Annotated in this window: 21 protein-coding genes and 1 pseudogene; 8 read left to right on the top strand and 14 right to left on the bottom strand. The window is 59.3% G+C overall.

All coding sequences use genetic code 11. The features are described 5' to 3' along the window. Nucleotides 1–66: 66 nt before the first annotated feature. From QQX03_RS05180 to rpmF, 3 genes are read right to left on the bottom strand one after another with little or no spacing between them, the layout of a single operon-like run. Nucleotides 67–1,035, bottom strand: a complete 969-nt coding sequence (locus QQX03_RS05180; RefSeq protein WP_285976799.1) for a beta-ketoacyl-ACP synthase III — start codon at nt 1,033–1,035, stop codon at nt 67–69. Further along, nucleotides 1,032–2,099 (bottom strand): phosphate acyltransferase PlsX, encoded by a 1,068-nt coding sequence (gene plsX / locus QQX03_RS05175; RefSeq protein WP_285976798.1) that lies wholly within the window; start codon nt 2,097–2,099, stop codon nt 1,032–1,034. The genes QQX03_RS05180 and plsX overlap by 4 nt, the downstream gene beginning before the upstream one ends. 25 nt (nt 2,100–2,124) lie before the next feature. Beyond that, on the bottom strand, nt 2,125–2,304 hold the full coding sequence (rpmF, locus tag QQX03_RS05170; RefSeq protein ID WP_285976797.1) for a 50S ribosomal protein L32: 180 nt from the start codon (nt 2,302–2,304) through the stop codon (nt 2,125–2,127). A 196-nt stretch (nt 2,305–2,500) separates the two neighbouring features. Here rpmF and QQX03_RS05165 point away from each other — a divergent pair, with 196 nt between their 5' ends. After that, nucleotides 2,501–2,899, top strand: a complete 399-nt coding sequence (locus tag QQX03_RS05165) for an MAPEG family protein (protein WP_285976796.1) — start codon at nt 2,501–2,503, stop codon at nt 2,897–2,899. Between the two features lie 128 nt (nt 2,900–3,027). Here the strand turns inward: QQX03_RS05165 and QQX03_RS05160 are convergent, their stop codons facing one another. From QQX03_RS05160 to fsa, 8 genes and pseudogenes are all read right to left on the bottom strand, one after another. Beyond that, nucleotides 3,028–3,669, bottom strand: coding sequence for an MBL fold metallo-hydrolase (locus QQX03_RS05160; RefSeq protein WP_432762846.1), 642 nt, complete (start codon nt 3,667–3,669; stop codon nt 3,028–3,030). 140 nt (nt 3,670–3,809) lie between these two features. After that, nucleotides 3,810–4,808, bottom strand: a complete 999-nt coding sequence (locus tag QQX03_RS05155) for an alpha/beta hydrolase (RefSeq protein WP_285976794.1) — start codon at nt 4,806–4,808, stop codon at nt 3,810–3,812. Between the two features lie 111 nt (nt 4,809–4,919). Further along, nucleotides 4,920–5,030 (bottom strand): annotated as a pseudogene (locus tag QQX03_RS05150) (transcriptional regulator); the annotation flags it as partial. A 128-nt stretch (nt 5,031–5,158) separates the two neighbouring features. Beyond that, complete coding sequence (locus QQX03_RS05145) at nt 5,159–6,097, bottom strand: D-2-hydroxyacid dehydrogenase (protein WP_285976793.1); 939 nt, start codon at nt 6,095–6,097, stop codon at nt 5,159–5,161. 57 nt (nt 6,098–6,154) lie between these two features. Then, nucleotides 6,155–7,609, bottom strand: coding sequence for a cysteine--tRNA ligase (cysS, locus tag QQX03_RS05140; protein ID WP_285976792.1), 1,455 nt, complete (start codon nt 7,607–7,609; stop codon nt 6,155–6,157). A gap of 40 nt (nt 7,610–7,649) precedes the next feature. Next, complete coding sequence (locus QQX03_RS05135) at nt 7,650–8,309, bottom strand: nitroreductase (protein ID WP_285976791.1); 660 nt, start codon at nt 8,307–8,309, stop codon at nt 7,650–7,652. Continuing rightward, nucleotides 8,306–10,135: a cobaltochelatase subunit CobT gene (gene cobT, locus QQX03_RS05130; RefSeq protein ID WP_285976790.1), complete on the bottom strand. Its 1,830-nt coding sequence runs from the start codon at nt 10,133–10,135 to the stop codon at nt 8,306–8,308. The genes QQX03_RS05135 and cobT overlap by 4 nt, the downstream gene beginning before the upstream one ends. Before the next feature lie 15 nt (nt 10,136–10,150). Further along, on the bottom strand, nt 10,151–10,804 hold the full coding sequence (gene fsa, locus QQX03_RS05125; protein ID WP_285976789.1) for a fructose-6-phosphate aldolase: 654 nt from the start codon (nt 10,802–10,804) through the stop codon (nt 10,151–10,153). Between the two features lie 178 nt (nt 10,805–10,982). On the opposite strand from fsa, the gene QQX03_RS05120 reads away from it, so the two are divergent. The 5 genes from QQX03_RS05120 (at nt 10,983) to QQX03_RS05100 (ending at nt 18,234) form a co-directional block, all read left to right on the top strand. Then, on the top strand, nt 10,983–11,564 hold the full coding sequence (locus tag QQX03_RS05120; RefSeq protein ID WP_285976788.1) for a DUF2490 domain-containing protein: 582 nt from the start codon (nt 10,983–10,985) through the stop codon (nt 11,562–11,564). Between the two features lie 169 nt (nt 11,565–11,733). After that, nucleotides 11,734–13,899 carry a primosomal protein N' gene (locus tag QQX03_RS05115; protein WP_285976787.1) on the top strand — a complete coding sequence of 722 codons (2,166 nt, stop codon included), beginning with the start codon at nt 11,734–11,736 and terminating at the stop codon, nt 13,897–13,899. A 33-nt stretch (nt 13,900–13,932) separates the two neighbouring features. Then, nucleotides 13,933–15,495: a cryptochrome/photolyase family protein gene (locus QQX03_RS05110; protein WP_285976786.1), complete on the top strand. Its 1,563-nt coding sequence runs from the start codon at nt 13,933–13,935 to the stop codon at nt 15,493–15,495. Between the two features lie 12 nt (nt 15,496–15,507). After that, on the top strand, nt 15,508–16,140 hold the full coding sequence (locus tag QQX03_RS05105) for a glutathione S-transferase family protein (RefSeq protein WP_285976785.1): 633 nt from the start codon (nt 15,508–15,510) through the stop codon (nt 16,138–16,140). Between the two features lie 174 nt (nt 16,141–16,314). After that, a complete protein-coding gene (locus QQX03_RS05100) occupies nt 16,315–18,234 on the top strand; it encodes a DEAD/DEAH box helicase (protein ID WP_285976784.1) in 1,920 nt (639 codons plus the stop codon). A gap of 213 nt (nt 18,235–18,447) precedes the next feature. Here QQX03_RS05100 and QQX03_RS05095 read toward each other — a convergent pair whose 3' ends face one another. Both QQX03_RS05095 and QQX03_RS05090 read right to left on the bottom strand, forming a co-directional pair. Further along, a complete protein-coding gene (locus QQX03_RS05095) occupies nt 18,448–19,344 on the bottom strand; it encodes a dienelactone hydrolase family protein (RefSeq protein WP_285976783.1) in 897 nt (298 codons plus the stop codon). A 64-nt stretch (nt 19,345–19,408) separates the two neighbouring features. Further along, entirely contained in the window at nt 19,409–20,473 is a 1,065-nt protein-coding gene (locus tag QQX03_RS05090; RefSeq protein WP_432762836.1) for a bifunctional transcriptional activator/DNA repair enzyme AdaA, read from the bottom strand. Between the two features lie 54 nt (nt 20,474–20,527). Here QQX03_RS05090 and QQX03_RS05085 point away from each other — a divergent pair, with 54 nt between their 5' ends. Beyond that, nucleotides 20,528–22,105, top strand: a complete 1,578-nt coding sequence (locus QQX03_RS05085) for a S1 family peptidase (RefSeq protein WP_285976782.1) — start codon at nt 20,528–20,530, stop codon at nt 22,103–22,105. Nucleotides 22,106–22,109: 4 nt separating this feature from the next. Here QQX03_RS05085 and QQX03_RS05080 read toward each other — a convergent pair whose 3' ends face one another. Next, nucleotides 22,110–22,937, bottom strand: coding sequence for a TauD/TfdA dioxygenase family protein (locus QQX03_RS05080; protein WP_285976781.1), 828 nt, complete (start codon nt 22,935–22,937; stop codon nt 22,110–22,112). A gap of 206 nt (nt 22,938–23,143) precedes the next feature. Here QQX03_RS05080 and QQX03_RS05075 point away from each other — a divergent pair, with 206 nt between their 5' ends. After that, entirely contained in the window at nt 23,144–23,698 is a 555-nt protein-coding gene (locus QQX03_RS05075; protein ID WP_285976780.1) for a F0F1 ATP synthase subunit delta, read from the top strand. Nucleotides 23,699–23,705 lie beyond the last annotated feature (7 nt).

Here is a 23,705-nt window from a genome sequence, read left to right as displayed (position 1 = left end):
GATCAACCTACCGTATGATTTTGCCAGAATTTTGGCAAATTTCAGGACATTGACCAACTAACTTGTTCACATGCGCGCGAGGCACGCCCCCCAGGTGAAGCCGCCGCCCATCGCCTCGAACATCACCAGATCACCAGATTTGATGCGGCCATCCCTGCGCGCAACATCGAACGCAAGTGGCACAGATGCGGCCGAAGTATTGGCGTGCTGATCGACTGTCACGATCACTTTCTCACTCGCAATGCCGAGCTTCTTCGCGGTTGCATCCAGAATGCGCTTGTTGGCTTGATGCGGAACCACCCAGTCGATCTCATCAACTGAAACACCTGAATCTTCAAGGACTTCGCCTAATACCTCAGCCAGATTCACGACGGCATGGCGGAACACTTCGCGGCCTCTCATGCGCAAATGGCCCACCGTTTGCGTGGTCGACGGCCCGCCATCGACATAGAGCAGATCATGCTGCGCGCCATCTGCGTGTAGCCGGCTACCGAGCAGCCCGGCGCGTTTCGAGCCTTCAGCTTCAGAAGCTTCCAAAACCACCGCGCCCGCGCCATCACCGAACAGAACGCAGGTCGTCCGGTCTTCCCAATCGAGAATGCGGCTAAATGTCTCTGCGCCAATGACCAAAGCGCGCTTTGCCGTGCCGGTGCGAATCAGCGAATCGGCTGTGGTCAGCGCGTATAGAAAGCCTGAGCAAACCGCAGCGACATCGAAAGCGATCCCGCCATTGCAACCAAGCGCGTTCTGCACTTTGGTGGCGGTTGCTGGAAATGTGTTGTCCGGTGTCGCGGTTGCCAGCACGATCAGGTCGATGCTCTTCGCATCTATTCCCGCATCTTCAAGCGCCGCGCGCGCAGCTTCGGTCGCGAGGCTCGATGTCGTTTCGCCCTCTCCGGCGATATAGCGTTGGCGAATACCGGTGCGTTCTACGATCCATTCGTCGGTCGTATCAACCCGCTGTGCAAGCTCCGCATTGGTGACGACCTTCGCTGGTAGCGCAGAGCCGCTGCCGAGGATGACAGAACGGATCACTTCGCACCCTCTGACCCATTGGCGGGCTGGGTGCGCAATCTGTCTTCGCCCAATTCGGCCAGATCATGCGCAATACGCTCGGTCAGCTTGTTTTCAAGCAAGCGCGCTGTGACAGCGACAGCATTGGCAACGCCGGCCGCACTCGCACTGCCATGGCTTTTGACCACCACGCCATTCAGGCCCAGGAAAACGGCGCCATTGTGATTGTTCGGATCCAGATGATGCTTGAGCAGCTCTGTCGCCGGGCGTGATACCAGAAACCCGATCTTCGAACGCAGCGAGCTTGTGAACGCGCTGCGCAGCAAATCGGTGACGAAGCGCGCTGTGCCTTCGATCGCCTTCAATGCGATATTTCCGGAGAATCCGTCGGTAACCACCACATCCACCTGACCGCGATTGATCTTGTCGCTCTCGACAAAACCATCGAACTGCATCGCCAAAGTGCCAGCCGCGTCCTGAAGAACAGACGCTGCATCGCGCAGCGCCTCTGTACCCTTAATCTCTTCGGTACCGATATTAAGCAGCCTGACGCGCGGCTCTTCCCGCCCGGTAATGATGCGGGAATATGCCGCACCCATGATCGCGAACTGAACCAGGTTGCGCGCATTGGCATCGGTGTTCGCGCCCAGATCGAGCATGACCACGTCATCTTCTTCAAGCGTTGGCAAAACTGCGGCCAATGCCGGACGATCAATTCCTGGCATAGTGCGCAGCGCAAGCTTACTCATTGCCATCAGCGCGCCTGTGTTGCCGCCGCTCACCGCGGCACCTGCATCGCCTTGCTTCACCGCATTGACGGCCAGCCCCATGCTGGTGGTTTTCGCACGACGTAAAGCGCGGCTGGGCAGCTCGTCGCCGCCCACCACATCTTCACAATGCAGAATTTCCGATGCCCCGCGCATTTGCGGGTGTGTATCGAGCGCAGCTTTGATCTGCGTCTCATCGCCAACCAACAGGAATTGGAACTTGTCATGGCGGCGGCGAGCCAAGGCCGCACCTTCGACCATTACGCGCACGCCTTCATCGCCGCCCATCGCATCAATCGCGATACGCGGCAGGCTCATTCCACAATCTCCTAATCAGCGGTGATTACAAACCGACCGCAACGACCTCGCGACCGTTGTAGAAGCCGCAATGCGGGCACAGATTGTGCGGACGCTTCAGTTCGCCACAATTGTTGCACTCGTGGAAGGCTTCAACCTTCAACGCATCATGCGAACGACGAATGCCACGGCGGTGTGGCGATACTTTTCTCTTAGGGACAGCCATCTCGGCACCTGTTCCTTAATAAATCGGTCAAATCGTGAGCCGCTCTAGTGCAGGAACCGAAGGCGCACAAGTCATGCACACCAGAATCGATCCCGGCTTTGGCGGTAAGCGGCGCGCTATAACGCAAAAATCCAAGGTTGCAACCCGTAGCAGCACCGCATAGCACACCAGGGAACGAAGTTTGAGGGGAGCTCTCATGGCAATTATTCTACCGGTTACACTGTCCGCAGTCGCTGCAGCGGCGATCATCAATATCTGGCTGTCGATTCGCGTCGGGCAAATGCGTGGCAAACTGAAGGTGGTCCACGGCGATGATGGCGGTGGACCGCTCACGCGCCGGATGCGCGCGCAGCTCAATTTTGTCGAGAATACTCCCTTTGTGCTCGCGCTGATTGCAGCGATAGAATTGACCGGGCGCGGCGAACCATGGCTGGCCTATGTGGCTGGCATCTACATGCTGGGGCGTGTTGCGCATGGCATCGGGATGGATGGCGAAGGCCCGACCAAGCCACGCATGATCGGCGTGCTGATTACCATGCTGACACTGCTCGGCCTGGCTGTGGTTGCGCTTCTGATCCTGATGGGGGTTATGTAGAGAAAGCGCCAACTGGTTCGCTCCCAACGGCGAGCGACCAGCGAGCCGCAAGGGCGACCGCCCGCCCGCAGCGATGCGGCCTTCAGGTCGCGTGAGCGAGGAAATCGCACGCCGGATGTCGTGCGGAACTAGGAAAGCGCGTAGTCGCTCACAAACGCGTTGGTCTTGCGTTCCTGGCCAAATGTGCTGGTCGGGCCGTGGCCGGGGATGAACATCACGTCATCGCCCAGCGGCCATAGGCGCTGGGTGATGGCATCGATCAGATCCTGATGATTGCCACGCGGGAAATCGGTCCGTCCAATTGACCCCTGGAACAGCACGTCGCCGACAATCGCAAAGCGGCTCGGCCCGTGGTAGAACACGACATGGCCGGGCGTGTGGCCGGGGCAATGGATCACGTCCAGCGTCAGCTCACCCACGGTTACCGTATCGCCATTTTCCAGCCAGCGCGTGGGCGTGAAGCTTTTGGCTTCCATGCCATAGCGCGCACCGTCATTGTCGAGCTGCTCGATCCAGAACAGGTCATCCTTATGCGGGCCTTCGATGGGCAGGCTCAACTCGTCTGCCAGCATGCCCGCCTGCCCGCAGTGATCCAGATGCCCATGCGTGATGAGGATTTTCTCCAGCGTCACGCCGGCCTTCTCGACACCCGCCTTGAGCTTGTCCAAATCCCCGCCTGGATCGACCAGCGCAGCCTTCATCGTCTTGGTGCACCAGATCAGCGAGCAATTCTGCTGCAGCGGCGTAACCGGCAGGATCGCGGCGCGCATTGGGGGTGTAGGCTTGGATGTGTCAGTCATGGGATACGATGTGGCGGGAGGAGGAGAGGAATGCAAGAAATCTTCAACGTCCGCAAACGACCCAAAAGTGGACGCTCGGTTGGCTCTGCCCCAATCGCCAGATCAGATGTTCAGTCAGATCGAGCGGCTAGCTCGGCGTTCAAGAACCTTGTCAGTCGATCAATGATGGAAACCTGGTCGAACTGGGTGGACAGGCTTGGAGCCTCCATTGGGTAGAAATGCCCAAAACCCGGCACCCACGCCTGTGAAATTGGGAGCTTGCGCTCGTCAAACAGGCTTGCGATGTCGGCGCTGCCCAGTCTGATCCCTGGCAGGTCCCATTGCCCTGCAAACATCAGCAATGGAGGTGCATCTTCTGAAACTGTTTTGTTGAGATCGTAGCCCCAGCTGGTGCCAGACAAAGCAACCACAGCGCGAACGTTGGCTTGTTTGCCATATGCAAGGTTAATTGCAGTCATCGCGCCCGCCGAAAATCCACCAACGGCGATGCGGTCGGGATCGACATTGTAATCACTCGCGTTTGCCCGGATGAAGTTGAGCGCGGTTTCCATATCCTCAACCGCAGCGAACGTGGCATTCCAGAGCTGAGCGCGAGAATTATCGTCCAAGGGTGGCAGGCTCATTCTTTGCCGGACGAACTCCACGCGACCGGTCACGATTGGGCTTTGCAGGAGGCTTTCAGGCATCAAGGCGCTTCGATCCAAATCTTCCGGTTGCGCTGGGTCCTCTGGCGTCAATCTGTATTCGATAGAGAAGCAGGCGAAGCCACGCCGCACAAGCGCCATGCAATAATCCGCCATTGAAGAGTCGCTCGCGCCGTCTTCGCTGAACTGAAAATCACCCTTCCCACCCCGATGGAATGCGCCGCCAAAAGCAAGAATGATTGCCGGTTTCGGGGTTGCCCCGCCGTCACCTTGGACGGGAATGTAGGCGTCGAGAAGGAGGTCGCGTGTTGTGGGCTGACTAGATGCATTTATCAGTCCGGTGCCATAAACGACATTACTGTGCAGCTCGTATTCCGATGCCTGGGCGACCGCACTTGTGGGACAGGTTACGAGCGCAAGCACGCTCGACAACATTGCAGAAATTAGCGCTTTTGCTTGGTTCATCTAATCCCCCCGACACGTCTTTCGCACACCTTAGCACACCGTTCAAATGCACGGATAGGAAGGTCCTGCGAGCTGATCCGTGGGTCTGCTCCCCACCCCAAAAACAGACATTCAAACCCGCCCGCCTTTCCAAACCACGCGGCCGATAATCTCGACCTCATCCGCCGCAACTTCAACCGGTGGGTAGGCGAGGTTCTGGCTGAGTAGCGCCAGCCGCCCTGCCCGAACACGAGTTCTCGATCCCCGGGCAATTGGTAGCGAATGCGACAGTCAGTGAAGTGACAAGCAGCACGCTGCCCTACCCGCGCATGGTGGTGACCTGTGTGTTGCTGCTGCTCGAAGATGCTTGATCAGTAGCCGAGCGCGGGATCGAAGATCGGGCCGATCGGCTCACCCTTCAGATACTTATCCAGATTGTCGAGGAAGCGATCAGCGGAGCGCTGAAACATCTTGTCCTGCGCGCGGCCAGACAGGTGCATGGTGATATGCGCATTGTCGAGCGCCCATAGCGGATGATCGGCGGGCAGTGGTTCTGGTGTCGTGACGTCCAGAAACGCTCCGCCGATTGTCTTGGCCGTGAGCGCGTCCACCAACGCGGGCTGATCGATCACCGCGCCGCGCGCGATGTTCACCAACACTGCGTCCAATTTCATTGCCGCCAGCTCTGCAGCACCGATCATGCCATCGGTTTCCGGCGTGGCGGGCACGGCAAGGATCACCCAGTCAAACTCGCCAAGCTTGTCGCGCCATTGGTCTGGTGTCAGCACGCCTTCAGCTGGAGTGCGCCGCACCACGGTCACATCGACATCGAAACCCTCAAGCCGCGGCTTGATCAGCTTCCCGATCGCGCCATAACCCAGCAGCAGCGCCTTCGATCCCGCCAGCTCGCGCTTGCCGGGGCTGTCGAGCAACCATTCGCGGCGTTCCTGCGCACGCACGACATCGCGATATCCCTTGGCGATATTGAGCATGCCCATCACGACATATTCGGCGATGGTCAGCGCATTGATGCCTGCGCCATTCGTAACGGTGATCCCGCGCTCGATCAGCACATCCATCGGCAGGAAATCGAGCCCTGCGTAGATCGAGTTGAGCCATTTGAGATTGGTCGCGGCGCGCAGCGTTTCGGCCATCGCGTCCTGCTCATACATGTCGAACCAGCCGATTTCGGCCTCGGGCACGGCCTTGAGAGCCTCTTCCTTGGTCATGAACCAGCGGACATCGAGCCCTTCGGGCAAACGCGGTTCGAGCAGCGGGCGGATCAGGCCGGATAGTGCGAGAATTGTCATGCCGCGCTTGTTAAATCGGCAGTTGCGGGAACGCTACCCCCACAATGGATGGCAGCATCAATCGAGCTTCCACTCCCAACCCAGCGGATCGCCATCCATCACTTCGACGCCCTTGGCCGCGAGTTCATCGCGGATGGCGTCGCTGGTGGCGAAGTCTTTCTCAGCACGCGCAACCTTGCGGCGGGCGAGCGCGTCTTCGATCTCGGCCTCTGTGATCTGCGCATCCTTGGGCCGGATGCGTAGATCGGTGCGGGTGATCTTGAAGAGGTCCAGGCCAAGAACCGTGTCCATGTGCTCCACAACCGCGCGCTTGATCCCGGCATCAACCTTCTTGACCGCCAGCGCCTCTTCAAGCGCCGTCAACGCGATCGGGGTGTTGAGATCATCAGACATGGCCTCTTCGAATTTCGCAAGAGATGGGGCGAATTTGGGATGCTCCGCCATGGGTTGCGCGGGCGCATCCGCCAGCCGCTCAACCGCCATCACAATCCGCTTCAGCCGGGTCAGTGCCGCTTGCAAACCTTCCCAGCTGAACTCCAGCTCGCTGCGGTAATGCGCCTGCAGACACATCATGCGGTAGGCAAGCGGGTGATAGCCCTTATCGATCAGCAATTGCAGGCGCAGGAACTCGCCCGCGCTTTTGGACATCTTGCCACTGCGCTCGACCAGGAAGTTGTTGTGCATCCAGATCTTCGCGCCCGAATTGGTCGCTTCGGATAGCCCGCCGCACCCGCAAAACGCCTGGTTCTGCGCAATCTCATTGGGATGGTGGATTTCGCGGTGGTCGATCCCGCCGGTGTGAATGTCGAACGGAAAGCCGAGCAGCTTTTCCCCCATCACCGAGCATTCGAGATGCCAGCCCGGCGCGCCTTTGCCCCATGGGGAATCCCATTCCATCTGGCGCTTTTCGCCGACAGGCGTCTTGCGCCAGATCGCGAAGTCCTGAGGGTTGCGCTTGCCGTCGACTGTATCGATCCGGCCCTCTCCATCCTCGGTAACAGCCCGTGCAAGCCGCCCGTAATCTTCGATGGTCGAGACATCGAAATAGAGGCCGCTCTCTAGCTCGTAGCAGTGCTTGTCCGCGATGCTTTTCGCGAAATCGATCATCTCGTCGATGTAGTCCGTCGCGATCGACCATTTCGCTGGCTGACGGATATTGAGCGCCTTCACGTCCGCCCAATATGCTTGCGTATAATGCTGCGCGATATCCCAGATGGATTGCGCCTTTTCAGCCGCCATCTTTTCCATCTTGTCCTCACCCGCATCGGCATCATCGGTGAGGTGGCCGACATCGGTGATGTTGATGATGTGGGTGAGCTTGTAACCCTTCCAGCTCAGCGTACGGCCCAGCACGTCGGCAAAGACATAGGCGCGCATATTGCCGATATGCGGATAGTTGTAGACCGTGGGGCCGCAAGTGTACACGCGCGCCTCACCCGGATGGACGGGCTGGAAGGTCTCCAACTGGCGGGTCAGGCTGTTGAATAGTTGTAGCGGCGGCGTTTCAGTCATGTGGAGGCCTTTGCCGAGGCGCGCCGCAGCGGTCAACCGATCAGAAGCCGAGGAACTTGACCTGATCGTCTAGCGGCACACGTTCACGCTCGAAATTGTTCACCGGCGCGTCCGGATCGCGATAGCCGATCGCCATGCCGCAGAAGACCATATAGCGGTCATGATCAAGGCCCAGGAAATCGCGGATCGTCTTGGGGTAAAGCCCCATGAATTCCTGAAAACAGCTGTCGAGCCCTTCCTCGCGCAATAGCAGTGCCACCGTCTGCAACCACATGCCGGTGTCAGACCATTGCGCTTCTTTCATCAGGCGCGGGAAATAGCACAGCAGCAGCACGGGCGCGTCAAAACTGGTGACGTTGCGGCCCATCGCCGCCATGCGCCCCGCCTTGTCTTCGCGTGCAATGCCCATCGCGCCAAACATTCCGGAAGACACGGCATCCAGCCGCTTCTTGTACGCCTCTTCCTGACCCGGTGCGGTCCAATCATATTCGGGCTTTTGCGGGCCATCAGCCGCCAACTTGGCCTGCAGTTCCTTAAGCGACTCTCCGGTGAGGATGCTCGCTTCCCACGGCTGATAATTGCAGCCCGAGGCGGCCCAGCGCGCGGTATCCATCACCCGGCGGATCGTTTCGAGATCAACCGGCTTGTCTAAAAATTCTCGCACGCTGCGGCGGGATTTAACGGCTTCGGTAACGTTCATCTGCGTCCCTTCTCTTCCTCAAACAATTCCGCCAGCTGCTCGATAATCGTGCCGCCCAACTGTTCGACATCCATGATGGTCACCGCGCGGCGATAGTAACGCGTCACATCGTGGCCGATACCGATCGCGACGAGTTGCACCGGCGAAACGCGCTCGATCCAGTCGATCACTTTGCGCAAATGCGCCTCAAGATAGCCCGCGCTGTTCACGCTGAGCGTCGAATCATCGACCGGCGCACCATCCGAAATCACCATCAGGATGCGGCGATCCTCTCGCCGCGCCATCAGCCGGTTATGCGCCCACATCAGCGCTTCGCCGTCGATATTCTCTTTGAGCAAGCCCTCGCGCATCATCAGGCCGAGGTTGCGGCGCGCGCGGCGCCAAGGCTCGTCGGCTTTCTTGTAAATGATGTGCCGCAGATCATTGAGGCGACCAGGGTTTGGTGGCTTGCCATCGGCGAGCCATTGTTCACGGCTTTGCCCGCCTTTCCAGGCGCGGGTGGTGAATCCGAGGATTTCTGTCTTCACGCCCGAACGCTCAAGCGTGCGAGCCAGGATATCCGCGCTGATCGCGGCGATGCTGATCGGGCGCCCGCGCATCGAACCGGAATTGTCGATCAGCAAGGTCACGATGGTGTCCTTGAACTCGACATCCTTCTCGATCTTGTACGCCATCGACGTTCCGGGCGAGACAACCACGCGCGCCAACCGCGCAGCGTCGATCACACCGTCTTCCTGGTCAAAATCCCAGCTGCGGTTCTGCTGCGCCATCAACCGGCGCTGAAGCCGATTGGCAAGCCGCGTCACAATCCCTTGCAGCCCGGTCAGCTGGCTGTCGAGATAGGCGCGCAGACGGTCGAGCTCCTCTGCATCGCATAGCTCCTCGGCCGGAATTTCCTCGTCATAAGCCTCGGTGTAGGATGTGTAGTCGAGATCCATCGGAATCTCGCCTTGCGGCCGATTGGGACGCACCGGCATCATGCCGTCGTCACCTTCTTCGCCCGGCTCGCCATCCTGCATTTCGGAATCGGACGACATTTCCGTGTCGCCTTCGCCGTCGGAATCGCCTTCGCTCATCTCGCCGGCCATTTCGGAGGACTGCGCGTCGCCTTCGCCCTGATCCTGATCGCCCTCCTCTTGCTCTTCCTGCCCCTCTTCGTCGTCGCCTTGATCGTTATCGGCTTCGTCAGGGGAATCGCTCGGCTGGGTCAGATCAAGGTGCTGCAGCATGTCGAGGCTGAGCGACTGGAAGGCTTCCTGATCGTCCAGCGAAGTCAGCAGGTTTTCAAAGTCATCACCGACCCGCTCTTCGATAAACTCGCGCACTAGCTCGACTCCGTGCTGCGCAGCCTCTGGCACGGCCTCGCCGGTCAGTTTTTCACGCAGCATCAGTGAAAGCGCGGTCTGCAGTGGCACATCTTCGCGAGTTTGCGCACGCGCAATCGGATCGGACAGTACGCGCATCTCGGTCGCGCTTTCGAGGTTCGCTTTGATCCCGCCGAAATTGTTCGCGCCCAGCGCTTCGTAGCGAACACGCTCAAACTCGTCATAGCAAGCCCGCGCAGTCGCTTCGGGCGGCGCATTCTTGCTGTGTAGGTCGGCATCGTGATGGCGCAACTTCAGAGCAAAACTGTCTGCAAATCCGCGCGCTTCAGCGACCTGTTCCGGCGGCAAATCGCGCCCCGGCAAAGGCACGCGGAAATTCTTGCCGCTGGCAGACGGGGAATCCGCACTCCAGGCAACTTCCACCTCCGCTTCACGTGCAATCGCGCGGCTGGCGCCGGTCAGCGCCTGCTTGAACTTATCGAGAGGTGTTTCTTCCGCCAAAGACGGCTCCGAACATTAAACTATTGATTGCCCGGTCGCTTGCCAGTCCTTCAGGAAGCCTTCAATCCCTTTATCTGTCAGGACGTGATTAAACAGCGCTTTGATCACCTTGGGCGGCGCAGTCATAACGTCGGCTCCAATCTTCGCACTTTGCAGCACATGGGTGACATGGCGCACACTTGCGACCAGGATTTCCGTGCCGAATTCGTAATTGTCGTAAATCAGGCGGATATCTTCGATCAGCTCCATTCCATCAAAGCCGTTGTCATCGTGGCGACCGACAAAGGGGCTGATGAATGTCGCACCGGCCTTCGCCGCGAGCAGAGCCTGATTGGCGCTGAAGCACAGCGTGACATTGACCATCGTGCCATCGCTGGTCAGCGCCTTGCAGGTCTTTAGGCCATCAATCGTCAGCGGCACCTTGATACAGACATTGTCCGCGATCTTACGGAGGACTTCTGCCTCTTTCATCATGGTTTCATGATCCAGCGCGACGACTTCTGCAGAAACGGGCCCATCGGTGATCCCACAGATTTCCTTCGTCACCTCCATGAAATCGCGGCCCGACTTGGCGATCAGCGAGGGATTGGTGGTGACACCATCGAGCAGGCCGGTCGCTGCCAGTTCCTTGATGTCGTCAATTTCGGCTGTGTCGGCAAAGAACTTCATGGCTTGGCTCCGCATCATGGATTCGAATCGCTTACGCTCTAGCGCATGCTGGTGCCCCGCGGACAGTGCGCGCACCGCGAAAGCCACAGTTGGGGTGAATTCAGGATGGTCAACCCGGTGTTAGGCATAATCACCTAGACGACGGGCGATGAACAAATGACCGTTGAGGAAAAGTGCGATGAAACCCGCAATTCTGCCAAAACTGATGCTTGGCCTGTCGCTCGCAGCGATGACCACTGCTGCGCATGCTGCCGATGATGCCTTCGAAGTGTGGCTCAACCCTTCGATCGAGTATGATCTGTCGAAACATGACTCGATCGAACTGGAAACGGCGCAACGATTTCGCAGCGCAAGCGACGGCAGAGCCGATACTTACTTCGTGAGGGCATGGCTGCACCATGATTTGAACGAAACCTTCACCCTCTCCGGGGCGCTGGACCAACGCGAGAATGATGGTGGCTTTGACGAAGTTCGCATGACCCAGCAGCTTTCGGGCAAACATGGCTACATTCGAACACGGGTTCGATTGGAAGAACGCTGGGTCGAAGATCAAAGCCGCATGGGCTTTCGCATCCGTCCGCGCTTGGGCGTTGTGGTGCCCATCAACGATAGCGGCGACTGGAGCTTTAGGACAGATGCAGAACTGTTTCTTACCGTGCGCAGCACCAGCAAGGGCGGACAGGACGGCCTGACCGGCCTGCGAACGCAGTTCGGTGTGGCGCATGATGTGAATGACAAACTGTCGCTCAGCCTGACCTAATCTGCGTCAGCAGGACTTCCGCGACAATGCGCCAGATCGGGTCGGCCATGCACCGCTGACCGGGGTGTCCTACACGTTCTGATACGCGCGGCGGTACGCTTAGCCGTTCATATCGCGGGCATCCCCGCTTGTAGTTGATGGCATGAGAGGCCCATATTGGCAGGCTCTTATGCGACGTATCCGCCTTCTTGTTTTCAACCGTGCTTTGGGTGTGCTGGATTACCGTGTGCCCGAAGGGGTTGAGGTTGTGCCCGGCAATGTCGTTATCGCTCCGCTTGGCCCGCGGCAATTGACCGGCATAGTTTGGGAACCAGATCGGCTTGTTACCGACGAGGTTCCAGATCACAAGCTTCGCCCAATTATTGAAGTCCTTCCGGTCCCGCCTCTCTCAAGCGCATTGCGCCGCTTGATTGAGTGGACAGCGGACTATTACTGTGCCCCGATGAGCTCGGTCGCGCGGATGGTGATTTCCTCCGGCGGCGCACTCAATGGCCCGGCCACTATGACCGAATATCGGCTGTCAGGCGGGATACCCGAAAGGATGACGCCGCAACGCGAGCAAGCGATCGAAGCGTTGCAAGGCGAGCAAGCTACAATTCGCGAGCTTGCAGGCATCGCAGGCGTATCCGAAGCTGTTCTGCGCGGGCTGGTTGGGCAAGGGGTTATCGAGCCGATCTCTGTCGCAATCGACCGTCCATTCCCGCCCGCCGACCCGGATCACGATGTGCCTGATCTGTCACCCGACCAACGCGAAGTGGCAGACCGGCTGGTTCAAGCTGTGGAGGCCGAGGAATTTGCGCCTTTCCTGCTCGACGGGGTGACCGGATCGGGCAAGACCGAAACCTATTTCGAACCGGTCGCCGCGGCCATTCGCAAGGGCAAGCAAGTGCTGGTCCTGCTGCCTGAGATCGCGCTGACAGAGAATTTTCTCAATCGTTTCGAAGGACGCTTTGGCGCAGCGCCGGTGCAATGGCATTCATCGCTAAAGTCCACTGAACGACGTCGCGCATGGCGCGCGATTTCGGAGGGTTCGGCGCAAGTCGTGGTCGGCGCGCGATCGGCGTTGTTCCTGCCCTATGCCAATCTCGGCCTGATTGTGGTCGACGAGGCGCACGAAGTCAGCTTCAAACAGGATGACGGCGTGCGCTACAATGCGCGCGATGTCTCTGTAATGCGCGCGCGGTTTGAAGGCTTTCCCGTGGTGCTCGCCAGCGCAACGCCTGCCTTGGAAAGCCTGCAAATGGCCGAAAGCGGCATCTACGAAAAACTCGATCTGCCCAGCCGCTTTGGCGGGGCACAGCTTCCGCATATCGACACGATTGACCTGACTGAGGAACCGCCCGACCGGCAGCGCTGGCTCGCGCCGCGATTGGTCGAAGCGCTGGAAGATCGGCTTGCGAAGAAAGAGCAATCGCTGCTGTTCCTCAACCGGCGTGGCTATGCCCCGCTAACGCTATGCCGCAATTGCGGGTTCCGGTTTCAATGCACAAATTGCAGCGCGTGGCTGGTCGAGCATCGCCTGTCTCAGCGGCTGGCGTGCCATCATTGCGGACATGAGGAAACGCCGCCCGCGACTTGCCCCGAATGCGGCGAGCCCGATTGTCTGGTCGCTTGCGGGCCCGGGGTTGAACGGATTGCCGATGAAGTGCGCGAACTGTTTCCCGAAGCGCGCATCGCGGTCGCAACTTCGGATACGCTCAACTCACCTGAGAAAGCCGCCGAGTTCATCGCCGCGGCAGAGGCTGGTGCGATCGATATCATCATCGGTACGCAGCTGGTCACCAAGGGCTTTCACTTCCCCGAACTGACGCTGGTGGGCGTGGTCGATGCGGATCTGGGCCTGGAGGGCGGCGACTTACGCGCGGGCGAGCGCACCTATCAGCAAGTTTCCCAAGCCGCCGGACGCGCGGGACGCGGAGCAAAGCCGGGCGAAGTCCTAATCCAGACGCGCCATGTTGACGCGCCGGTTATCGCCGCATTGGCTGAAGGCAACCGGGATGCTTTCTATGAAGCCGAAACCGAAGCCCGGCGATATGTCGGCGCGCCGCCATTCGGGCGCTGGGCGGCGATTATCATCTCGTCTGAGGACGATGCGGAAGCCCGGCAAGCGGCAAACCGGCTGGGCGATATTCGCCCGCATGTGGACGATGTCGCAATCCTGGGCCCTGCCCCGGCTCCGCTCGCCATGCTGCGCGGGCGATACCGCCACCGCTTCCTCGTCAACGCGCGGCGCAGCGCAAACCTGCAAAAGGTCATAACGGAGTGGATCGCAACGCAGGAATTCCCGCCCGGCGTGCGCATCGGGATCGACATTGACCCCTACAGCTTTGTTTGAGGCACCAATCTCGTGCTCGCTCATTGAGTAGCTATGCCTCAACCGATCCTTGTCCCCATCCTCGGCGATCAGCTGACCCGCAATCTGGCCAGCCTTCGCGGACGCACGCAGGACGATACCGTCATCCTGATGATGGAGGTTTGGGACGAGGCGACCTACGTCAAACATCACAAGCAAAAGATCGCGCTGATATTCTCCGCTATGCGGCATTTTGCGGCCGAACTTCGGGAAGCCGGATGGACGGTCGATTACATAAAGCTGACCGATGCGGACAATTCGGGCAGCTTCACCGGCGAAGTCGCGCGCGCAATCGGGCGCTATGATCCCCGCGCAGTCCATGTGGTGGAAGCAAGCGAGTGGCGCGTGCACCAGATGCAGGACGAATGGCCAGACAAGTTCGTCTGTGACGTCGAGATTCTGCCGGATGACCGTTTCCTTTGCTCGCATGCCGAATTCGAGGCATGGGCCGAGGGTCGCAAGCATCTGACGATGGAGTATTTCTATCGCGAAATGCGCAAGAAAACCGGTTTTCTCATGCGCGGCGACGGCAAGCCTGTCGGCGGTGAATGGAATCTCGACAAGGAAAACCGCCAGCCTCCCAAAGACAGCATGGACCCGCCCGCACGGCCGAAATTCGAACCGGACGAAATTACACGCGAAGTGATCGAATTGGTCGAAGGCCAGTTTGGCAATCACTTTGGATCGCTGGAGCACTTCGAATGGCCCGTTACGCGCGCGCAGGCAGAGGAAGCCGCCGATGCCTTCTTCGCAGAACGGATCGAGAAATTCGGCCCTTATCAGGACGCGATGGTGCACGGGTCTGACGATCTCTACCACTCCATGCTGTCAACGAGCATCAACCTGGGCCTGCTCGACCTGCTGGAACTGTGCGAGCGTGCGCAGCAAGCCTATGAAGAAGACAATGCGCCGCTCAATTCGGTTGAAGGCTTCATCCGCCAGATCATTGGTTGGCGCGAGTATGTCCGCGGCTTCTACTGGCACTTCATGCCAGAACTGGAGAGCCGCAACGCACTGAACGCCCAGCGCGCCCTTCCCCAATTTTACTGGACCGGCGAAACCGACATGCGGTGCATGGCAGACAGCATTCGCTCTACGCGCGAAAACGCGCACGCACACCATATCCAGAGGCTGATGGTGCTCGGGAATTTCGCTCTGCTTGCCGGCATCAATCCACGCGATGTGCAGGACTGGTTTCTGGCGGTCTATGCCGATGCCTATGACTGGGTTGAGCTGCCCAATGTGGTTGGCATGATCCTGTATGCCGATGGCGGGAAGCTCGCGACAAAGCCTTATGCGGCGAGCGGAAATTACATCAACAAGATGTCCGATTACTGCAAGCAATGCCGCTATTCCGTGTCGAAGAAAACCGGCGAAGGTGCCTGCCCCTTCAACCCGCTCTATTGGCATTTCATGGACCGAAATCGCGACCAGCTGGAAAGCAATCACCGCATCGGGCGAATCTATTCGACCTGGGACCGGATGGGCGAAGAGAAACGGCGCGAATATCTTGATAGTGCGGAGAATTTCCTCGACTCTCTGCAGCCGGCCAGCAAAGGCTGGGCGCGCTACACCTAGGGAGAACCAGACATGCTGACCGTCCACCACCTGCGCATTTCGCAATCCGAACGTATCGTCTGGCTTTGCGAGGAGCTGGGGCTCGAATATGATCTGAAGCTCTATAACCGCGATCCCGAAACACGGCTTGCCCCACCCGAACTCAAAGCGCTCCATCCAATGGAAATTGCGCCTGTAATTGAGGATGGCGATCTCGTGCTGGGAGAAAGCGGGGCGATCATGGATTACATCGTCGGCAAATATGCGCCTGATACACAGCTGGTGCCCGGCCCCACCGACCCCGATTTTGCGCGCCACCTCTATTGGTATCACTTCGCCAATGCGACGCTGATGACCAATGGCATGATGATGATCGCGGTGAATGCAGTTCAAGCTGAAATGCCCCCGCCGCTGATGAAGCGCGTTACCAATGCCTGGGCCCATCTGGAAGCCGCGCTTGGTGAAGCGGACTATTTCGGCGGATCAAATTTCACGACAGCCGACATCATGCTGGGATTCTCACTCACGACCGCGCGCGCGTTCAACGACATGAGCATCAATCACATGCCGAACCTGAAGGCTTATCTTAAGCGTATCGGCGCGCGCGATGCCTACCAGCGTGCGATGGCGAAATGCGAGCCGGGTTTCCCGCCCAAGCTGGACTGACTCTTCGCACTTGCAAAATAACGCAAGCCAAGTGGAGCAATTGTCGCTATAGGGCGCGGCACGGGCGTTTGCGGCATTGGCCGTCGCCCGTTTGAGATGAGTGCAAAGAGCGCGTTATTCTCATGCCTCTCTCCCTCCGCGCGAACTCCTGCGCCGTTACCCAAGTGAAATACCATGTCTTTTGAATCCCTACCACCGATCCTGGGCGAGGCTCTGGCCGAGCGCGGCTATTCTGCACCCACCCCTGTTCAGGCCGCTACCATCGCACCCGATGCCGCGGGACGCGACTTGATCGTTTCTGCGCAGACCGGCTCTGGCAAAACGGTCGCGTTTGGACTGGCACTTGCGCCCGAACTGCTCGGAGAGATTCGCGGGACACCGTTGACCGAACGCCCATTGGCGCTCGTCATCGCGCCGACACGCGAACTGGCCCTGCAAGTCAGCCGCGAACTCGGCTGGCTCTATGAAAAGGCCGGCCTGCGCATTGCAAACTGTGTGGGCGGAATGGATGCGAGCAAAGAACGCCGCGCGCTTCGTTCCGGCCCAGCCATTGTTGTTGGTACGCCGGGCCGCTTGCGCGACCATCTGGAGCGCGGCGCGCTAGACCTCTCTGCCCTGGTCGGGGTTGTGCTCGATGAAGCGGACGAGATGCTCGACATGGGCTTCCGCGACGACTTGGAAGAAATTCTCGATGCAACGCCGGATACGCGCCGCACGCTGCTGTTTTCGGCCACTATGCCGCGCGCGATTGTGCGGCTGGCAGAACGTTATCAGTCCAATGCGCTGCGCCTTTCTTTGGCGGGCGAAGATCGCGGACACGGTGACATCAGCTATCAGGCGATCACCGTTGGTCCGTCTGAAATCGAAAACGCCGTCGTCAACCTGCTGCGTTTTCATGAAGCGGAATCAGCGATCTGTTTCTGCGCAACGCGCGACAGCGTGCGGCGGCTGCATGCGACTTTGCAGAACCGCGGTTTCGGTGTGGTGGCGCTGTCAGGCGAACACTCCCAGCAAGAGCGCAATCAGGCATTACAAGCCATGCGCGACCGCCGCGCCCGCGTTTGCGTAGCAACAGACGTTGCCGCACGCGGCCTCGATTTGCCGACGCTTAGCCTAGTGATCCATGTCGAGACACCGCGCGATGCCGAAACGCTTCAGCACCGCTCTGGCCGGACAGGCCGGGCAGGCAAAAAAGGCACCGCTGCAATCATCGTGCCTTATAATCGCCGCAAGCGCGTGGAGAACATGCTGCGCGGTGCAAAGATCGAAGCGAAGTGGATGGATGCGCCGACCCCGGAGGCGATCCGCAAGAAAGATCACGCGCGGCTGATGGAAAAGCTGACTGCACCGGCTGAATATGAAGATGATGACCGTGCGATCGCAGCTGAATTGATGGAACGGCTTCCGGCAGAGGACATCGCCGCAGCACTTGTGCAAGCGCACCGCGCGAAGATGCCGCAACCTGAAGAGCTGCTCGCCAACACACCCGAAGCACGCGAAAAGGCCAAGGCCGAACGTCACCGCCCCGGTTTCGAGGATGTGGTCTGGTTCAAAATGGGCATAGGCCGCCGTCAGAATGCAGAGCCGCGTTGGTTGATGCCGCTGATCTGCCGCCGTGGACATGTTACGCGCAATGAAATCGGCGCGATCCGGGTTGGCCCGAACGAGAGCTGGTTCCAGATCCCTCGCGCAATCGCACCAAAGTTTGCGGACACCTTGAAACGTACCGAAGCGAGCGAAGACGAGCAGGATGCGATCCTGATCGAGGAATCCGCTGAAGGGCCGCGGGTGGAAGCGCGCAATAACCGCAAGCATGGCGCGCCGAATGTGCGAGCCAAGCCTTTCCGCAAGGGGCCCGGTGGCAAGGGGCCCGGTGGCAAGGCCCCCGGTGGTAAGGGGTCCGGTGGTAAGGGTGATGGCGGCAAGCCTCGCTTCAAAGACAAGCGCGACAGGAAGGATACGCCGCGCTCTGGCGGCGAAGGCAGAAGCGACCCATTCACCGGCAAGCCATCTTCGGGAAAACCCAAATCAGGTTTCAAAGGCAAGGGTGCGGGCAAGCCCAAAGGCAAGCGCGCCGGGCCTAAACAAAAATAGGCTTCGGCTTCGGAGACTGCTCCGACATGAGGTCCGGATTTCGAGGGAACTCTCTCCTACACAGCGCGAACTGGCGATAAGGGCGAAGACTCTTTCAAAGTGTTGATAATACAGTCAAGTCGCCTTTCGCAGGACCGAACAGGTTTCGCGCCTGAACTGTATTCCATGTGTTCCGTGCTGTTGGAATAGTGGAGCGGTTTGCTCCAGTTCTCCCTAGAGTGCACGCTCATAGAGGTTAAGCAACTCGGCCCAGGCTCGTTCCGCTTCCGCTTCGGTATAGGCGGGGCTATCGGGCACGCACCAACCGTGGTCACCGGCAAAGACTTCAACCGTCGCATCGCGTCCGGCAGCCGCAGCGGCCTCGCGCAGTGTGTCTTTCTCTTCCGGTGCTTCAGCATCGTCATCCTGCGCAATCGCGATAAGCAGGCTGGCGTCCATCTGGCCAAACAGTCTGTGCGGGCTATTTGGGTTGCCTTCACGCACCAGCCCGCCCCCGTGGAAGCTGGCTGCGGCCTTTACGCGAGATGGGACAGCGGCGGCGCTCCACATTGTGAAGGGGCCGCCCATGCAATAGCCCTGCGTTCCGATGCCGCGTTCGCTGTCGACTTCCGCACTGTTGTCAAGGAAGGCAACGGTAGCGTTTGCGTCGCGCATGATTGCATCCGCATCCAACTTCCCGCGCATTTCACGGGCGAGTCCCCAGCCGCCATTTCCCGCAAAGTCGGCGAAATCCTTCCAAATGGGGGCTGGCGTATCGCGGTAATACTGGTTCACCACGAGCGCTGTGTATCCGCGGTCAGCCAACCGCCGGGCCATGGCTTTCTTGCTCTCTCTCAAACCAGCGATATCGGGCCAGATTATTACGGCAGGTGCAGGGCCCGATGTGGGGGAGACAAGCCAGCCATCCATCGTACCATCGTCGGTGACGAAACTGACCGCCTGCTCGGTCCACGCGGGGAATCCTGGCGAAGACACAGTCTCTACCTGATCTTGGGCCATGCCATTGCCAGGAGCGCAGGCCGCGACCGCCGCAGTGGCGCCAAGCATACCAAATTCGCGCCGTGTCAGCCCTTCGCGAGCCCAACGGGTGATCTTTTCTTCATCGCACATAACTCTGGCTCCGCTGTTCGAGAAACTCTCTTACATTGCCAACGGAGAAAACCAGCAAAAGGTTTCAATCATTGCGCTCGCGCTTCAGAAGTTCGGCCTTGATCTCGGGTCCATAGGCATAGCCGCCCACGCCTCCGCTCGCCGGCACAACGCGGTGGCAAGGGATCAGCACCGCAATGTTGTTTGCGCCATTCGCGCTACCGACGGCACGGCTCGCCTTGGGATTGCCCAGCATCGCCGCTTGATCGCCATAACTGCGCGTTTCACCAGCCGGGATCTGCCGCAAAGCCTGCCAGCAGCGCTGCTGGAACGCGGTGCCCTTCACATCCAGGGGGATGTGCGAATTGTCGAGCGTAGGGTCTTCTACGGCAGCGATAACCTGCTCAAAAAGTTCGCGAAATGCATCACCACCGCCGATCAGTTCCGCGTTTGGGAAGCGGGCGCGCAACTCCTCTTCACCTTTGTTGAAGCTGAGACAGCACACACCCTTGTCGGTTGCAGCGACAAGCATGGGCGCAATCGACGTTGTGACCACTGTCCAATGGATCACACGGCCCGCACCGCCGTTTTTCCAGTCGCTGGCGGTCATGCCCATCTTGCCTTCCACTCCTTCATAAAATCGGCTCGGCGCTTCGTATCCGGCATCGTAAATCGCATCGCTGACCCGGTTTGCGCCGATCAAGGCATCCTTGGCTCGTTCTTCGCGCAATGCCCTTGCATAGGCTGCCGGCGACAGTCCGGTCGCCCGCTTGAACACCCGTTGGAAATGTGTGGGCGAATAGCCGGTGATGGTCGCAAGCTCGTCCAGCGTCGGCGCGCCCTCCGACGCTTTGATCTCTTCAATCGCGGCCAGCACCGCTGCTTCATCGCGGCCGACATCGTCAGGCAGGCATCGCTTGCAAGCGCGAAGCCCCGCCGCCCGTGCTTCTTCACCAGTGGCATAAAAGCGCACGTTCTTGCGGTCCGGATGCCGCACAGCGCAGCTGGGCCGGCAATAGATGCCGGTGGTCAGCACGCCGGTTACAAAGCGGCCATCAAATGCGCGGTCCCGCCGCATAACAGCGGACCATGCGGTTTCGTTAGGGATCAATTCATCGGTCATGTTCAGATTAATAGGGTAATGCGCCATTCACTGCATCCCGAAGCTTGCGATCAAAGCCCGCCCGCGTCAAATATGGCGTCTATGGGTCGGATAATCACTCTCTTTGCCGCTTTGATTGCGCTGCTCACGCCACATATCGCGCTGGCCGATGGTGCAGATATTGACGCCGCCGCACGCGGTGTGGTGCGCGTGGTCATCGTCGGCAGCGACGGACGCGAAGTCTATCCGGTCAGCCATGGCTCTGGCTTTGCGGTCTCCCCGACGCGGATCGTCACCAATGCGCATGTCATTCGCGAAGTATTGCAGGATGACACATTGCGAATTGGCGTAGTCCCATCCGAGGGTGACGACGCAGCCTATGCCCGCGCCATATCCGTCAGCCCGCGCAACGATCTGGCACTGATCGAGATTATCGACAATGCCATGCGCCTGCCGCCGCTTACCATCTCCGGCAGTCTTGTCGGCGACATGGGTGAAGTTTCAGCCGTTGGTTATCCGATGAATGTCGATCGTGCCCAGGGACTGGAGATTAGTGACATTTTCCTTGCGCAACCGCCGGTGAAAAGCCGCGGCTTCCTGTCTGGCGCGCGGCCCAGCCGCCAATTTGACACGATACTGCACACCGCGCCGATCGCGCGCGGCAACTCGGGCGGGCCGCTGCTCGACAGTTGCGGCCGGGTGTTAGGCGTTAACAGCTTTGGCGCGGATTCGGATGGGTCGGATGCCGAGTTCTACTTCGCTGTATCGATCCGCGAACTGCTGCCTTTCCTGCGCGAGAACGACGTCGAACCGAGCGTCAATGCATTGCCTTGCCGCAGCATCGACGAGATTGAAGCGTCGGAGCGCACGCGGATCGAGCAGCAACGCGAGGAAGCCCGCGAACGGATCGAAGCGCGCAAAGCCGAACTGCGCGAACGCCGCGACCGCGCCCAACTGGAAGCTCAGCTGTCTGTGCAAAGCGAGCGCGAGAATGCGATGGCTGCTGCGCTGATCCTGTTGATGATCGCAATTGGCGCGGGCTATGTCGCGGCCAATGCGCGCGGAAAGGAAGGCGCTGAACGGCGCTTTATGATTGCAGCCGGTATCGCAGGCGTGGCTTTCATTGGCGCATTGATCCTGTGGATCAGCCGGCCAGGCATTGACGAGATTGACCGCCGCGTCGAGGCCGCACTCAACAAGGGCGAGAATGGCGAAGCGCCGCCCATCGCCTCAAATGCAAGCGAAGGCACGATGATCTGCACTCTGGTGCCCGAACGCAGCCGTGTTACCGGCGCGCGTACAGATGATGTCGAGTTTGACTGGGCTGCGGATGGCTGCGTCAACACACGCACGCAATATGGGCTCAACTCGGGCGAATGGACCCGCGTGCTTGTTCCGGACGATGAGGAAGTCGTCTCGGTCAATCGCTACGATCCGGCAACACGCACCTTCCTCAGCGAGCGCTATCTTCTGGGCCGGAATGATATGGCACAAGTGCGCGACATACGCGCCAACTATGAAGCGCCCAGTTGCAGCGTCAGCGAGGCGGCGAAGAGCCTTGGTGAGCGACAGCAAAGCGTGATCTCGTTGCTTCCTGCACGCCCGAACGAGCGGTTGGTATATTCCTGCGAGCCGCGTGCTACAGCGGGTGGTAGCGACCTGGCGGCCAGCGAGGAATGACTGCTTAAGCTGCCAGCGCTTCCCCGCTTAGCGTGATGCGGTGCATCTCGCGGCGGTGGCCCTGATAGTCATTCATCGCATTGTGCCACGTGGTGCGGTTGTCCCAGATCGCAATCGTGCCGGGCTTCCATTGCAGGCGACACTGATTGTCGTCAGTTAGCGCTGCATCGAGCAGCTTTTGCAGCAGCGGCAGACTCTCTTCTCGGGACTGACCGACAAAGTTGATCGTGAAACCGCCGTTGACATAAAGCATTTTGCGGCCGGTATGCGGATGGCGGATCACCACCGGATGCACTGCGCCGGTCTTCAGATCCTGCCCGCGCAAATTTTTGCCCATGTCGGTCTGCGCATAGATGCCGTCGGCCTTATATACATGATCAGCGGTATGGAACGCTTCCAACCCGTCAATCTCCTCTTTGATATCGTCGGGCAGAGCATCATAGGCCGCGCCCATGTGCGCCCACAGCGTGTCCCCGCCCTGAGGAGGCAGCTCGCGCGCCACCAATACGGAACCCATCGCCGGGATCTGGTCATAGGAATGATCGGTATGCCAGGCGCCGCCAATATTGGTCTGCTCGTCGGCTTCCTTCTTGACGATAGCGATCTCGTTATACTCTTCCTGCAGCGGAAAATAATTGTTCACATCGATCCCGCCCCAACGCTTGCCAAAGCGAATGTGATCTTCGGGTGAGAACTCCTGATCGCGAAACACCGCCACGCCATGCTCATAGATGACCTGCTTGATCTCATCCATTTCAGAATCGCTGCATGTCGCCAGCGTAACACCTGAAATCTCGACCCCACATTTGGGCGCCATCGGCGTCAGTTTCATCGTCTCTCTCCCCTGCGAATTCCGCTGTTTCACCGGCTTCTGCAGCGTTACGCCAAATGAGTCCATAGATTCCCGCTCAATCGGGTTGCATCGCAGCATATGCGATGCTAGGCGCGCGCCAGCTTTGCCGGGGTGCTCCAACGCATCCGGAACGGTTTAAGCGTTGCATCGTTATTTTCGCAGATCCAATCGAGGACCTTCAGCGCGTGGATATTTCCGCCGGTATTCAGGCTAGCCTTGCAGGGCGTTACGCCTCAGCATTGTTCGACCTCGCTTCTGAAAGCGGGACAGTCACGGCCGTTGAGACGGACCTTGAAAAACTGTCTGCTGCGCTTTCCGAATCGAGCGACCTTCAGGCAGTCACAACCAACCCTGAATTGAGCCGCGCCGCGCAAGGCAGCGCGATTGCAGCGGTTGCCGATCACCTTGGCGTGAGCGGACTGACAAAGAATTTTCTTGGTGTTCTGGCTAGCAATCGCCGGCTGTCGGCGCTGGGCAACATGATCCGCGCTTTCCAGATGATTGCAGCGGCTCAGCGCGGGGAAGTGACTGCAGAAGTCACCACTGCGCATGCTCTGACAGATGGGCAGCTCTCAGCTCTGAACGACAAGTTGACGGCCCGCCAGGGTCGCACAGTCAAAATCAACCCGCGTGTCGATCCGGATCTTCTGGGCGGACTCGTCGTCACCATTGGATCGCAGCGCATTGATGGCTCGATTCGTACCCGTTTGAATTCCCTAGCGCAGGCAATGAAGGCCTAAAGGACTA

Origin of the sequence: Altererythrobacter rubellus (assembly GCF_030284385.1) — a bacterium.
GTDB lineage: Bacteria > Pseudomonadota > Alphaproteobacteria > Sphingomonadales > Sphingomonadaceae > Erythrobacter > Erythrobacter rubellus.
This window is presented reverse-complemented; position numbering and strand designations above follow the sequence as displayed.